12 protein-coding genes and 1 pseudogene are annotated in these 13,732 nt (G+C 64.8%); all 13 read right to left on the bottom strand.

Translation table 11 applies throughout. The annotated features are described in order from the left end of the window. Positions 1-6 precede the first annotated feature (6 nt). Positions 7-632 (bottom strand): annotated as a pseudogene (locus AC0L30_RS04295) (FMN-dependent NADH-azoreductase). A gap of 3 nt (positions 633-635) precedes the next feature. Next, on the bottom strand, positions 636-2,210 hold the full coding sequence (locus tag AC0L30_RS04290; protein ID WP_473403840.1) for an isochorismatase family protein: 1,575 nt from the start codon (positions 2,208-2,210) through the stop codon (positions 636-638). A gap of 17 nt (positions 2,211-2,227) precedes the next feature. Beyond that, entirely contained in the window at positions 2,228-3,076 is an 849-nt protein-coding gene (locus AC0L30_RS04285) for an MBL fold metallo-hydrolase (protein ID WP_354171404.1), read from the bottom strand. 41 nt (positions 3,077-3,117) lie between these two features. After that, a complete protein-coding gene (locus tag AC0L30_RS04280; protein ID WP_219684412.1) occupies positions 3,118-4,002 on the bottom strand; it encodes an amidohydrolase family protein in 885 nt (294 codons plus the stop codon). Then, complete coding sequence (locus tag AC0L30_RS04275; protein ID WP_473403839.1) at positions 3,999-5,120, bottom strand: vWA domain-containing protein; 1,122 nt, start codon at positions 5,118-5,120, stop codon at positions 3,999-4,001. The genes AC0L30_RS04280 and AC0L30_RS04275 overlap by 4 nt, the downstream gene beginning before the upstream one ends. After that, entirely contained in the window at positions 5,117-5,998 is an 882-nt protein-coding gene (locus AC0L30_RS04270; protein WP_473403838.1) for an AAA family ATPase, read from the bottom strand. Before AC0L30_RS04270 ends, AC0L30_RS04275 begins: the two co-directional genes overlap by 4 nt. Positions 5,999-6,005: 7 nt before the next feature. Then, positions 6,006-7,028 (bottom strand): xanthine dehydrogenase family protein molybdopterin-binding subunit, encoded by a 1,023-nt coding sequence (locus tag AC0L30_RS04265; protein WP_007593027.1) that lies wholly within the window; start codon positions 7,026-7,028, stop codon positions 6,006-6,008. A 1-nt stretch (position 7,029) separates the two neighbouring features. Beyond that, a complete protein-coding gene (locus AC0L30_RS04260; protein WP_473403837.1) occupies positions 7,030-8,616 on the bottom strand; it encodes a xanthine dehydrogenase family protein molybdopterin-binding subunit in 1,587 nt (528 codons plus the stop codon). 11 nt (positions 8,617-8,627) lie between these two features. After that, positions 8,628-9,104 (bottom strand): (2Fe-2S)-binding protein, encoded by a 477-nt coding sequence (locus AC0L30_RS04255; protein ID WP_007593025.1) that lies wholly within the window; start codon positions 9,102-9,104, stop codon positions 8,628-8,630. Positions 9,105-9,109: 5 nt separating this feature from the next. Beyond that, positions 9,110-9,928 (bottom strand): FAD binding domain-containing protein, encoded by an 819-nt coding sequence (locus AC0L30_RS04250; protein WP_473403836.1) that lies wholly within the window; start codon positions 9,926-9,928, stop codon positions 9,110-9,112. Beyond that, complete coding sequence (locus AC0L30_RS04245) at positions 9,925-10,374, bottom strand: SRPBCC family protein (RefSeq protein WP_354127592.1); 450 nt, start codon at positions 10,372-10,374, stop codon at positions 9,925-9,927. The genes AC0L30_RS04250 and AC0L30_RS04245 overlap by 4 nt, the downstream gene beginning before the upstream one ends. A 5-nt stretch (positions 10,375-10,379) precedes the next feature. Beyond that, entirely contained in the window at positions 10,380-10,817 is a 438-nt protein-coding gene (locus tag AC0L30_RS04240) for an SRPBCC family protein (protein WP_007593021.1), read from the bottom strand. A gap of 9 nt (positions 10,818-10,826) precedes the next feature. Continuing rightward, positions 10,827-13,727 (bottom strand): flotillin family protein, encoded by a 2,901-nt coding sequence (locus AC0L30_RS04235; RefSeq protein ID WP_473403835.1) that lies wholly within the window; start codon positions 13,725-13,727, stop codon positions 10,827-10,829. Positions 13,728-13,732: the final 5 nt, after the last annotated feature.

The raw sequence follows: 13,732 nt of genomic DNA, 5'->3' as shown, positions 1-13,732 counted from the left end.
AGCGCATCAGAAGCTCGCGGCCATTGCGGCCAGACGTTGGTGGGCGCGTTCGCGGGCCGCCTCGATCGGCTGTTGCGGTCCGGTGGTTGGTCCGATTGGAATGAAACGGACATTGTTGATCCCGACAAAACGCAAAATTTCGCGCAGGTAAGGTGTTGCCATGTCGATGCGCCCGCGGTTCATTCCAGTGGCGAAATCGCTGCCACTGGCAATGATGACGATGGTCGGCCGGTCCTTCAGCAACGGGACATACCCCAGCGACGGATCGAACCGGAAGGTGAGCCCGGGCTGGACGATGACGTCGAACCATTGCTTGAGCTTATAGGGAATGCCGAAATTCCACATGGGCGTGGAAATCAACACCCGCTCGGCAAGCGCCAAGCGCACCGCCATCCGCTCGGCCTCCGCGAAGCTGTCCCGCTGCGCGTCGTTAAAGGACTGCGCCTTCATCCGTGCATATTTGCCTCGACAATAGGGCCTGAAAACTCCGGCAGGCGCTCGCGCCAGAGATCCATGACGTCCACGTCCCAATCGGGCCGAGCTTGGCGAAAGCCATCGAGGAAAACGCGGGCGCCGGCGCTTGACCAGGAGTCGTCGCGGGGCGAGCAGGACAGGTGCAGGAGCTTCGCCACCGCTCATCCCAGCGCTTTGATGACCGCATCGGCCCTGGTCACGACGGCGACGTTCTGCATGGCGAAGTTGATCGACGCGGCGTGCCAATCGGCGTTCATGGTCGAGCAGCAATCCTCAGGAACGATCATGAAGTAGCCCTTGTCGGCACCGGTTCGCGCCGTGTGCTCGACCGACATGTTGGTCCAGGCGCCGGTGTTGATGATCATGTCGCGGCCGGTGGCTCTCAGGATCGTTTCGAGCTTCGTGCCTTCCCAGGCGCTCATTCGCACCTTCTCGACCACGAAATCGCCGGGCCGTGGTTCGAGACCTGAAACCGGTGCCGCGCCCCAGCTTCCGCGCACCATCGCCTTGCTGTCGACGAGACCCTCGAACAGTGGCGCATTCAGAGTCACGCCGGGCGCGCCGGGCTCAACGACGAACCAGACATGGATGACGGCGACGCCGCGCGCCCGCGCGGTTTCGGCCACGCGGCGGACGTTCTCGACGACATGCTGCTGGCGCGCATGCCCGGGCGCGCCGGAATCGGCAAAGGCGCCACCGTCCATGATGACGTCGTTCTGGAGGTCCTGGATGATCATGGCGCAGCGTCGCGGGTCGAGCTGCATCTCGCCGTCGGCGAGGACGGGTGCAGCGGAAGCAGAGCCGGCCGCCGCTGTGCCGCCGCCTCGCTTGCCGCTCATATAGGGCTCGTGGCGCGGTCCGACCTTGGTGGGAATGGCATAGACCGAGTGCGTCGAAGTCAGGTACAGCGTGCGGAAATCCGGCCCGCCCCAGGTAAGGTTGGCGACAAGCTCGGGCAGGCGGAGCTTGCCGAGCAGCTCGCTGCGCGGCGAATAGACCCACACGCCGCCGGGTGCCGTGACCCAGATGTTGCCGTGCTGGTCGCACTTCATGCCGTCGGGCAAGCCGGGCTCGAGCTCGGAGCGGATGCCGCTCGCGAACACACGCGCACTCGACAGCGAGCCGTCGCCGTTGACATCGAATACGCGGATCAGTGCCTGCACGGTGTCGTTGACATAGAGCAGTTTCTCGTCGGGCGAGAAGCACAGCCCGTTCGGCTGGTCGAACAGATTGCGGTCCACGACGAGCTTCGGCTCGGCGCCGGGCACCACGCGATAAACGCCCTGGAAACCGAGCTGCCTTGGCCGCTCGACGCCATAGACCGGCATGCGGCCATACCAGGGATCCGAGAAATAGATCGCGCCCGAGGAGTGCACGCAGACGTCATTGGGACTGTTGAGCTCCTGTCCCCCAAAGTGCGAGGCCAGCACCTCGCGCCGCCCATCCGGCCGCTCGCGGATCAATGACGACGTCGCGTGCTCGCAAACGATCAAACTGAGTTCGGCGTCATAGGTCATGCCGTTGCATTTGTTCGAGGGACGCTTGACCTCGGCGACGCCTCGCCGCGCATCCCAGCGCCGACGCACGTCGGCCGGCATGTCCGAGAACAGCAGATAATGATCGACCGGATGCCAGATCGGTCCCTCCGTGAAGTCAAAACCGGTGCCGATCTGCGCGACTGGTGCGTAGGGGTCAATCAGGGTCTCGAATTCGGAGCGTAAGGTGACGTGCGTCATCATCCATCCTCTGGCGTCTAAGCTGGAAACCAGTTGCGCTGGGGCAGGGACTGCACGACCGGCCCAGGCACCTGGTCGTGGAGTCGGCCGACGACGTTGCCACCTTCGATCTTGGCGGGACGGTCATGGACCGGCAGCAGATATCGCGAATTGCTGAGCAGCTTCTTGATGGCGGCCTTCTCGGCGCGCTTGGTGGTGCCGTGATTGCCGGTGGTGCGCGGCTCCCAGTCGTGGATCTCGTTGAAGGGCGTCACGATCTGGTCGTTGAAATCATAGATGACGTCGCCGCAGATCGTGGCGATGCCGTCGGCGGTTTCGACGATGATGTTCATCGAGCCCTCGGTATGCGCATTCGCAGCGTCGCAGTAGACGCCCGGCATCAGCTCGATGGGACCTGTGATCTCAAGGTCGAGAAAGCGCAGGGCACTCTTGGTGTGCAGACGGTCGATCAGATGCTTAATATCCGGCGCCGGATATTGCGGATGCATCAGGCCGGACACGGAGTATTCAAGCTCCCGACGGTTGAGGACGACAGTCGTGTTCATCGGAAACAGATCGTCCTTGCCGGCGTGGTCGATGTGCAGATGGGTGTGGCAGACGAAGCGCACATCGCCCATCCGCACGCCGTGCCGTGCAAGCTGGTTTTCGATCATGTGCTCGTGATACTGCAGGCCGCGCATGCCCAGCGTTTCCATGATCTGGTTGGAGCGGTAACCCGTATCGACCACCACCGGATCCTTGCCGCCGAGGATCAGGAAACCGAGGGTGAGGACGCGGCGGGTGCGGCCGCAATCGCGGCCGAGAACCAAAAAGCTCGATTCCAGCTCAATATCGCCATAGTCCAGAATCTTGATCTCCAGCGGCATTCCGTCCCTCCCTGTGTCCGTTCTCGTTGTTTCCTCGGCGCTCAGAGCCGATAGACGCGCATGGCAGTGGTTCTGAAAACGGCTTCGCGCTGATCATCGCGTAGCGGCGCCGCGGCGACACGGAATGCATCAATCAACTCGCGGTAGTTGGTCCACAATTTCTCGATCGGAAAATTCGAGCCGAACAGGCAGCGTTCGGCGCCGAAGATCGCAATCGTATCGGTCAGGACGGATGCGATATGCGCGGGGTCGTTGCGGTGGATGAAGGTTCCGAGCCCCGACAGTTTCGACACGATGTTCGGGCATGCGGCGAGGCGGGCCATGCCGGCGCGCCACGCAGCGCGGCCTGGGGGTGAAAGGTCCTCCAGCATGCCGGCGTGCTGGAGGATAAAGGTCACCTTCGGGCAAGATTCCACAAGGCGCGCGGCGTCCGGAATCTGCGGCGTGAACACCTGAAGGTCAAAGCTCCAGCCATAATCCGCAAGGCGGGCGATGTTGCGCTGGATCATGGGATCGGTGCAGAGATCCGGCCGCGCGGCGAAGCGATAAAGCGGGTTCTCGTGCCAATGCAGTTGCATGCGAACGCCGCGTACGAGGGCATAGCGCTTCAGGCGATCGAGCTGTGGACGCACGTCATCCACTGAAAAGTCGGCGTAAGCTACGATGGCATGCGGCCAGCCGTGCTCCTCGGCGGTCTGCTGCACCCAGGCGGCCTCGTCCTCGAAGCGGTCATTGGCCCAGTTGGTCTGGACATAGACTGAGCGGGTGACGCCGCTGCCTTCGAGGTCGCGGAGATATTCCCCGATCGGGTAATCGCGCCGGATCGGCTCGTATGGACCGAAGATGCGCGGCTGCATCGGACCGACCAGCCAGGGCAGGTCAGCCTGGCGCCAGATATGATGGTGCCCATCGACGATGTCCGTCACGCAACTCTCCTCTGTCCCAGCGCCAGCACATGCGCGACGATCGACGCGCTCGATCCACCATCGACCAGGTCGTCGACGAAGCGCTCGATCGCGACCAGCGCTTCGGTCTGCGGCCGAAAGCCGGGACCGGCCGCGAGCGGCGTCAGCCAGCTCACGCGCCACGCACGGCGCGATAGTTTCTCGACCGCATCGCGCAGCGCGTCGGGTTCGCCCCGCTCCAGGCCGTCGGAAATAATGATCACGGCAGCTCCTCGCGCGTATCCGCCAAAGCGGGGCACGGCGAGAAAGGCCTGAAGCGCCTCGCCGATCCGGGTGCCGCCGTCCCAGTCGCTGACCACATAGGCCGCGGCCTTGAGCGCCTGCTCGCGGCGCTTGAGACGCAACGGGCGGGTGATGCGGGTCAGCCGCGTGCCGAAGGTGAAGACCTCGACATTGGGTGCCGCCTGCACCAGCGTGTGCGCGAACTTCATATTCTCTTCTGTGCGCGTCTTCATCGAGCCGGAGACGTCAATCAGAAGCAACACCTTGCGTGGGCGGTGCCGCCGCTTCAAACGTCCCAGCCGGAGGATTTCGCCGTCGCTGCGAATGGAGTCGCGGAGAGTGCGGCGCAAATCCGCGTAGGGTCCGCTGCGAGCCCGCATGCGGCGATGGCCGCGCCGCTTCGGCAGGCGCCTGGGCGCCTCGCTGGACAGCCGGCGCAGCGCATCGGTGGTGGAGAGCTGCGCAAAGCGGCGCTCGACCAGCGCTTCGGCGCGCGCAGCTGCGAGACCGGACTGATTGGCTTCGTCCGACAACAGTGGCTCGTCGTTTCCACGGGCCTCCTCTTGGAGCCGAACTGTCTCGTCGTCCTCGCCGTCATCGACGCGCTCGATTGCCTCGTTTCCGCGAAAGTGCAGATCGAACAGCCGGTCGAACGTTGCGCGACGCTCCGGTGGAGGGGCCAGTGTTGCAAGGGCCGCCTGCCGAATGTCTTCCAGGCTGCGGGGACCGAGCAACTGGATCGCGGCCAGGAACGAGGTCGTCTGTTCCGGTGCGACGGCAAACCTGTTGGTTCGCAACAAGCCGACGAACGAGATGAAAACACGCGCAGCGCGCGGCAGTTCGGGTTCGGCGCTCATGCAGAGGCCTCCGCCAGCAGGGCGTCGAGGCGCGGCGAAATGAAATGCAGATCCTCCTCGTCTTTCAGGGCAACCCCAATCGAGCGCCTGAAGGCATCGGGCCACCGTGCGCCGCCCTTGTGCAGCAGCGTGGCGGCCTCAGCCCAGTCAACGGCCTCGGCGATCCCGGGCGCCTTGCTGAGCGGCTCGCGTCGCAGCTTCTCGACGGCGGCGACGACGGCCCGCGCGGTCCCCTCGGCGACGCTGGAGGCCCGCATCATCACGATGCGGGCTTCGCGCTCCGCCGAGGGATAGTCGATCCAGTGATAGACGCACCGCCTCCGCAACGCTTCATGAAGATCCCGCGTGCGGTTTGAGGTGAGGACGACGACCGGGCGCTCAGAAGCCCGCACCGTGCCGCGCTCCGGGATCGAGATCTGAAAGTCGGACAGAAACTCGAGCAGGAAGGCTTCGAATTCCTGGTCGGCGCGATCGATTTCGTCGATCAGCAGCACAGTCGAGTCAGGCGCGCGCAGTGTCGCCAGCATCGGTCGCTCGATCAGAAAGGTTTCGTCGTAGATGTCGATGCTCTCATCGCCGGCCTGGCGGATGGCGAGCATCTGGCGCGGATAGTTCCATTCGTAGAGTGCTGCGGATGCGTCGATGCCTTCGTAGCATTGCAGGCGGATCAGGCGGCGGCCGAGGACGGCGGCGATGGCTTTGGCGGCTTCGGTCTTGCCGACGCCCGGCGCACCCTCGAGCAGCAATGGTTTGCCCAGCGCCAGCCCGAGATAGGCCGCGGTCGCCAGCCCCTCGTCGGCGAGGTAATAGGCGGCCCGAAGCGCCTTCTCCAGTGCCTCGGGGCTGTCGATGCCGACGATGTTGCTGCGGACGGCCATCGCGACCTCAGCGCCGCGCCTGAGGGCGCGCGCCGCCCTCGGCCTTGATCGCGCGCAGCACCTTCTCCGGCGTAATCGGCAGATCGTCGATGCGAACGCCGACGGCGTTGAAGATGGCGTTCGCAACGGCCGGCAATACCGGATTCGCGCACATTTCCCCGGGGCCTTTGGCGCCGAAGGGACCATCGGGAGCGGGGCGTTCCAACACGGCGATGTCGTGTGGGCAGATGTCGCCAGGACCAGGCATGACATATTCGACGAAGTCGCGAGGGCCGTGGACAGGGTCGGGATAATAGGGTTCAGGCGTCTCGTAGAGCGCGTGACTGACGCCCATCCAGGCGCCGCCGACGAGCTGTTGCTCGACCAGGCGCGGGTTGAGCGCGCGGCCGAGCTCGTAGGCAGAGTCCATGCGGATCATCGTGACCTCGCCGGTCTCGTCGTCGACCTCGACCTCGGCGACAAGACAGGCATGGGCGTAGCAGGTCGCCGGCGACATCTCGCCGGTTTCCGGATCGACATTGGACAGAGGAACCAGGAAGATGCCACGGCCAGAGATGGTCTTGCCCTGCTTGAACTGCGCCGCGATGGCGACGTCCTTGGTGGAGATCGAGCGGTGCGGCGCGCCCTTGACGTGGATGTTCCCCCGGCCGTCGGTTTCGAGATCGGCGGCGTTGACCTCGAGTTCCTCTGCGGCGGCCTCCATCATCACGCCGCGCGCCTCGCGCGCTGCCGCCATCACGGCATTGCCGACGCGATGGGTGCCGCGCGAAGCGAACGAGCCCATGCAATGCGGACCGGTGTCGGAATCGGCGGTGTCGACGTAGACGTCCTCGACGGGTACGCCGAGCGTCTCTGCGCAGATCTGCCGCGTGACCGACTTCATGCCTTGGCCGAGATCGATCGAGGAAAGCGCCACGGTGAATTTACCGCTCGGATTGGAGTGAACCAGGGCTTGGCTGGGATCGCCGCCGAGGTTCATGCCGATGGGATAATTGACCGACGCGATGCCGCGTCCGCGATGTCGGGTCATCTCAACGCCTCCTGGTGCCGAACACGGATGAGAATCGGCCCGCCCCATGCGAGGGCGCTGCCGGTCGCGGTGGCTGTGGGGGGGGCGGCGGGGGCTCACGCGGTGGTTCGCGCAAGGCGGTCGTCGGCTGGCGATCATAAGTCGTGCGCTGCTGCGTTGGCGCAGTTGTACCTCCGCGGGTGTCAGTCGGCGTCCGCGGGACGGCGGCGCGGCTGCCGCCGCCGTCTTTGCGGGAGGAGGCACGCTTGAACTCGTCGCGGATCGGCCATTTGGCCTTTTCGGCGGCGACCTGGACGCACTCGATCAGCGCCGTGTTCTTGGCCTCGCGCCGGTGCGCCTTCATGTCGCCGTCGCGATAGGCATTGAGGATGCGGAACTCCATCGGATCCATGCCGACGAGGTTCGCGAGCTTGTCCATCTGGCACTCGATCGCAAAATCCATGGCGGTGACGCCGAAGCCGCGCATCGCGGTTGCCGGCGTACGGTTGGTGAAGACGCAGTAGACGTCGCCATAGACGTTAGGGATGGTGTAGGGTCCTGGCAGGTGGGCTGCGCATTTCACCGCGGCATAGCTCGAGAGCCGCGTATATGCACCGCTGTCGAAATATGCGCGGATCTTTCGCGCAACGACGCGGCCGTCGCGCATCACGCCATCCTTGATGTAGATGCGCTCGGCGCCGCGCGGCGGACCGTATTGCATCTCTTCTTCGCGTCCGAACACGTAGCGCACGGGACGTCCCGTCAGCATCGCACCCAGGATGCATAAAGGTTCGGTCAGCGTGTCCACCTTGCCGCCAAAGCCGCCACCGACGGTGCCGCCGATGAAATGGAAGGTGTTGGAGGGGACGTCGAGAATCTTGGCGCAGGTGTCGACCGAGAAGAACAGCGCCTGGGTCGAGGTATAGACGACATACCGACCGTTGGTGTCGGGCGCCGCGATCGAGCCGTTGGTTTCGGTCGGCGCGTGCTCGATAGGCGACATCTGGTAGCGCTGTTCGAGCACGTGATCGGCGCTCGCGAGTGCGGCATCGGCGTCGCCGAAGCGGAGTTTCTGGTGATCGTACGTGTCGTGATAAATGAAGGCATTCTTCGGATAGGTCTCGTTGACGACGGGCGCGCCGGCCTTCAACGCATCTTCAACGTCGAACACGGTCGGCAGCGGCTCATAGTCGATCCGCACCTTTGCGATCGCCTCGAACGCCGCGCGCTCGCTATCGGCGACGATGGCCAGGATCGGCTCCCCCTTGTAGCGAACTTTGTCGACAGCCAGCGACGGCTCGTCGTCCCTGCCGAAATTGATCAGGCTCAAGAGCGTATTGAGGTTGCGGGGCACGTCGGAGCCGCGGATGATCCGGCGCACGCCGGCTGAGCGCTCGGCGTCCGCGGTGTCGATCCGCCGGATTCTTGCATGCGAATGGGTCGAGCGAACGACTTTCAGGTGCAGCATGCCCTGAAGCTTGTGGTCGTTGAAATAGCTCGACGTCCCCGTGACATGGCCGAGCATGTCCTGGCGCTGCGTGCCCTTGCCGATCTCGTTGAGATTGTCGTCGCGCTCGTCGGCGAAAATGTCTTTGCGCAATTCCAGCATGATCTGGTCCTTCAGGCGCTCACCCGGCCGCCGGAAGCGGCGAGGATGGCGTTGATGATCGGCTCGTAGCCGGTGCACCGGCAGATGTTGCCGGAGATCGCCTCGACGATCTCGGCGCGGCTCGGCGAGGGATTGCGATCAAGCAATGCCTTGGCAGCCATCAGCATGCCCGGCGTGCAATAACCGCACTGGGCAGCAAAATTCTCGGCGAAGGCGCGCTGCAGCGGATGGAGGTTCGGTCCCTGCTTCAGGCTATCCAGCGTCTCGACGGAGCGGCCGGCAACGGTCTCGGCCAGCGTCAGACAGGAGAGATGAAGCTCGCCGTCGATCAGGACGCTGCAGGTGCCGCAGCCCCCCTGGCCGCAACCGAACTTCGGCGTCATGTCGCCGATCAATTCGCGAAGCGCGACGAGCAGGTTGGTGCCACCATCGACGAAAATGGCGACATCGCTGCCGTTGTGACGAAATTGCAGGGCAGTCTTGGCCATACGATCTATTCCTGACCCAAGAGAAGACGACGCAGATGGACGCCGACGATCTCGCGGCGGTACCAGGCGCTGCCGAGCGCGTTGTCGGACGGCGATGTTCCTTCCGCGGCTGCGGAGGCTGCGGCCGCTACCGTCGCGGCATCGAGCGCGCGGCCTTCCAGGGCGCGTTCGGCCGCCCGCGCACGTATTTGCGTCGGCGCCATCGATCCCAATGCAATTCGCGCCCCGGCGATCCGTCCGCCACTGATAGGCAGATGCGCGGCGAGCGTGATGACCGAGCCGCCCTTGGGCTTGATCCGTGCGATCTTGCGGTAGCGAAAAGCCTCCGCGTTTGTCGGTCGCGTGCACGACACCGACAGCACGAGCGCACCCGCCTGCCTTTCACGTGACTGCAAGAACTCCTCAATTGGAATGTCGCGCGATCCAAAGCCGCCTTGCAGGGCTACGGTGGCATCGAGCGCAAGCATGGCGACGGTGAAATCGCCATAGGGGTTGGGCGCGAACAGATTGCCGCCCACCGTACCCATGTTGCGCACCGCCGGGCCGCCGATCGAGCGGGCAGGAGCGTGCAGGAAAGCGAGGTCGCGCTCACCCAGAATCCTGGCGAAAGTTACGCCAGCACCCAGTGTGATCCGCGGGCCGGAGGGATCGATGCGCGTCAAGGCTTGGTCATTGGCGCGCACGACGGTTGAGATCGAGATGTCGCCTTCGTTCAGTGCGCGCATCACCAGCGTGCCGCCACCGAGATAGCGTGCGTTGCGATCGGACGACAGCGCGGCCCCGGCATCGCTCGAGCTCGTGAAGGTCTTCACCGTCACAGTCATGTTGACACAGCCTCCTTGAGGTACCGCCGGATCGCTTCGAATCCCGCCTGGTAGATATCTTCCGCGACCATGTGGGTGATCCGGTCCTTGTCCTCGGGCCGTGCCGAAAAGCGGGATTCCCAGTGCCAGAAGGTGCGGTCGCCATCCGTGACGGGCAGCAGGCGGACGTGGGCCACGTAGTTGAACATCGGGACCGGCGTATCGAGCAGGCAATAGCTGAAGGTCTGCTCCAGATCCGACAGCGTCAGCAATTGCTCGCGCAGCTCCGAGCCGTCCTGCAGCTTGAAGCGCCTGACACAACCGATCTTGTCCGAAGCCTGCGCGCGCTCGATCGTGGAGGTCGCGACCGCCGGATGCCAGCGATCGTGCCCGTTGAAGTCGCGCAGCACGGCCCACACGGAGCCGGTCGGCGCATCCAGGATCGTGCTCTTGACGATATGCGGCACGGCGCTCAGCCTCCGAACTGGCGCTTGAGGGCGTCGAAGCCGCCCTGGAACACGCCGCCGCCGATATTCGCGACGAGCTCCGCCTCCCGCTCGGGTGCGCAGTCGAACTCGGCGGTCCATTCCATGAAGGTCTGGTCGCCATCCGTGACCGGCGTCAGCCGAAGCGTCGCGACGTAGTCCTCGACCCCCATCGGGGATTCGAGGATCGAGTAGGTGCAGAACATGTCGTAATCGGACAGGCCGAGCAGCTTTTCCCGGATACGATCGCCGTTGCGCAGGCGAAAATCCCTGACGCAGCCGATCTTGTCGGAGGGCTCGCCGCCCTCGATGCGGCTTTCCGCAATCGCGGGATGCCAGTTCGGCAGACCGTTGAAGTCGCGTACCCGCGCCCAGACGCGATCGTTGCGTGCGTTGACGACGGTTGAGACATAGACCCGGGCCATGGTGCGATCTCAGCTCTTCTTCCGAGGGCTGCGCTCGCCGGGCGGCTCGCCGTCGGACGAAGGCGAGGGCGCAGCGGTTGGCTTCTCGCCGCCGCCGCCCTTGCGCGCGGAGTCCTTGATGCCCTGCATGTCGCGAGCTTCTCGGATCAGGCCTGGCATCTTGGCGAGGCTGCCGCCTTCGACGCCGATGTCCGCAAGAAGCGAGTCGATCAGCGGCGCCTGGACGCGATAGCGCAGCGCCGAGTCGATCACCTCGTCGGTCGCGCTCCGGCCGCCATTGCCGCCATGGCCGTTGCCGTTGAGGCCGTCGACCTGGAGGATGCGGATGCCCTCGATCTTCTCCATCGGCTTGACGCTCTCACGGACGATGCCCTCGATGCGGTCGAGCAGCTTTCTACGGAACAGCGAGTAGCGCGCCTGGTCCGTCAGCACGTTCTCGGCCTCGTTGAGCATACGCTGCGCCTCGGCCTCGACCGCGGCGCGGATCCGTTCCGCTTCCGCGGCAATTCGCGTCTCCTCGGCCTGCTTCTCGGCGATCAGGATCTCCACGGTCTTGCGACGCTTCGCGATCTCGCTCTCGCGCGCGGTAATGACGCGCTCGGTAGCCTCAGTGGCATGCACCCGCGCCTCCTCGGCCGAGGTCTTGGCCGCGGATTCCTCCAACGACTTCAGGTGGATGGCAATCGCCTTCTCCATCAGAACGGTCTCGACCTCCTTCTCACGATTGATTTCAAGCTTGCGCAGCTCGCGCTCGCGGCCGATGCGGGCCTCGTCGAGGCCGCGATCGGAGGCAATGCGGGAGCGCTCGACCTCTTCACGCGCGGCAATCTCGGCTTCCTGCAGCGACTGGACGCGAGCGACTTCGAGCTGTTCGATCGAACGGCGACGTTCGATCCGCGCCGCCTCCAGCGCATGCTCGCGCGAGACGTCCGTGGTCTCGACCTCCTTGCGCGCGACAATCTCGGCCTGCCTGACCTGGCGGTCGGCGTCGATGCGCTCGGACTTCTTGGTCGAGAGCGCGATGACCCGGTCCTCATCCGCGATCTCGATCGCCTTCTTGTGCTCGATGTTGAGGACTTCGCGCTTCTTGGATGACGTGATCCGCTCGGCTTCGAGCGCGAGATCGACGCCGATCCGCTGGCGCTCGATGGTGTCGCGCCGCTTCAACTCGGCCGCCTCGAGCACGGCTGTGCGCTCGATCTCGAGCGCGCGTGTGTCACGCTCCGCCTGAATACGCTCGGCTGCAACAGACTTCTCCTGCGCGATCCGCGCGGCTTCGATGGCTTCGCGTGAGGCGATGTCGGCTTCCTCGACGGCGCGGTTGCGGGCGATTTCCAGCGACCGAACGCGTTCTTGTTGGGTGATGCGGGCAGCTTCCGTGGCTTCGCGTGCCGTGACCTCTGCGACTTCCAGCGTCTGATTGCGTTCGATCTCCAACTGCCGGGTATTCTGCTCGACCGCGATGCGCTCGACGGCGAGCCTATGCTCGCGGTCGATGCGCGCCGCCTCGACCGCACGCTGCGCCTCAATCTCGGCTTCCTGGATGTTACGCACCTGCTGGATCTCCAGCGCACGGGTGCGCTCATCGGATGCGATGCGCTCGACATTGACAATCATGGTCTGGGCGATGCGGGCCTTCTCGGTCGTCTCGCGGGCAGCGATCTCGGCTTCGTCCACGGCGCGCGTCCGGTCGATCTCGCGGCGCCGGGTCTCCTCTTCGTTGGCGATGCGGGCGTCGGTCACGACGCGGTCTTGCTGGATACGCGCTTTCTCGATCGCCTCGCGGGCGGCGATCTCGGCTTCCTCGATGGTTTGCATCCGCTCGATTTCGCGCTGGCGCACCTCGCGCTCGGAGGCGATGCGGCTGGTATCGATCGAACGCTGGTTGGCGATCCGGGTCTTCTCGATTTCCTCCCGTGCGAGCAGCTCCTTCTCCTCGATGGTGCGGGTGCGCTCGATCTCCCGCTGACGGGTCTCACGCTCCGAGGCGATGCGGGCTTCGGCGATCGCCTGGTCGTTGGCGATTCGCGCCTTCTCGATGGTTTCACGGGCGGAAATCTGCGCTTGTTCCGCTTCGGTCTCGCGCAGGGCCCGCTCGCGCGCGACCTCGGTGCGTTGCAGGGCGCGGCGCATCTCGATGTCACGTTCCTGTTCGAGGCGCGCCGTCTCGCTTTCGCGCTCGATCTCGAGAGCCTGCCGCTCGGCCTCCAGGTTGCGAGAGCGGATCTTGATCATCGAATCCTGCTCGATGTCGTTGCGCAGCTTGCGCTTGGCCTCGATGTCCTCCATCAGGCGGGTCAGACCTTCGGCGTCGAAACGGTTCGAGGGGTTGAAGAATTCGAGATCGGTCTGGTCCAGATCGGTGATCGCGACTGACTCCAGCTCGAGTCCGTTCTGGGCGAGGGCCTCTGCCGCGTTTGCCTTGAGGCGGGCGACGTACTCGCCGCGCTGTTCGTGCATCTGCTCGAGGGTCATCTCCGAGGCAACGGAACGAATGGCCGAGATGAATTTGCCGGCGAGCAGGGCGTGGAGCTGTTCGGGCTCCATGGTACGGCGGCCGAGCGTGGCGGCCGCGATAGACACGGCTTCGCGGGTCGCCTGCACGCGGACATAGAAATCGGCCTCGATGTCGACGCGCATGCGGTCTCGGGTGATCACGGCATCCTGGCGGGAGCGCACGATGCCCATCGGCTGCACGTTCATGTTGACGGGCGTGTAGTCGTGGATGAACGGCAGCACGAACGCGCCGCCGTTGATCACGACGCGCTCGCCGAGCAGGCCGGTCCGGACGAATGAGGTCTCCTTGGACGAGCGGTGGTAGAGCCAGTTCACGATGTAGACGCCGACCACGATCACCACGACGGCGACGATCAGCCAGAGGATCAATTCACCGACCAGAGTCCCTGACATGTTTC

The organism is Bradyrhizobium sp. MI1.11 (assembly GCF_055811255.1).
The sequence above is the reverse complement of the archived record's forward strand: the minus strand, read 5'-3'. Positions and strand labels throughout refer to the sequence as shown.

Coding starts and splice junctions, on each gene's coding strand:
- AC0L30_RS04235 (WP_473403835.1), bottom strand. CDS start 13,727: ATGTCAGGGACTCTGGTCGGTGAATTGATCCTCTGGCTGATCGTCGCC.
- AC0L30_RS04285 (WP_354171404.1), bottom strand. CDS start 3,076: ATGCCGCTGGAGATCAAGATTCTGGACTATGGCGATATTGAGCTGGAA.
- AC0L30_RS04260 (WP_473403837.1), bottom strand. CDS start 8,616: ATGCTGGAATTGCGCAAAGACATTTTCGCCGACGAGCGCGACGACAAT.
- AC0L30_RS04270 (WP_473403838.1), bottom strand. CDS start 5,998: ATGGCCGTCCGCAGCAACATCGTCGGCATCGACAGCCCCGAGGCACTG.
- AC0L30_RS04265 (WP_007593027.1), bottom strand. CDS start 7,028: ATGACCCGACATCGCGGACGCGGCATCGCGTCGGTCAATTATCCCATC.
- AC0L30_RS04255 (WP_007593025.1), bottom strand. CDS start 9,104: ATGGCCAAGACTGCCCTGCAATTTCGTCACAACGGCAGCGATGTCGCC.
- AC0L30_RS04240 (WP_007593021.1), bottom strand. CDS start 10,817: ATGGCCCGGGTCTATGTCTCAACCGTCGTCAACGCACGCAACGATCGC.
- AC0L30_RS04290 (WP_473403840.1), bottom strand. CDS start 2,210: ATGACGCACGTCACCTTACGCTCCGAATTCGAGACCCTGATTGACCCC.
- AC0L30_RS04275 (WP_473403839.1), bottom strand. CDS start 5,120: ATGAGCGCCGAACCCGAACTGCCGCGCGCTGCGCGTGTTTTCATCTCG.
- AC0L30_RS04250 (WP_473403836.1), bottom strand. CDS start 9,928: ATGACTGTGACGGTGAAGACCTTCACGAGCTCGAGCGATGCCGGGGCC.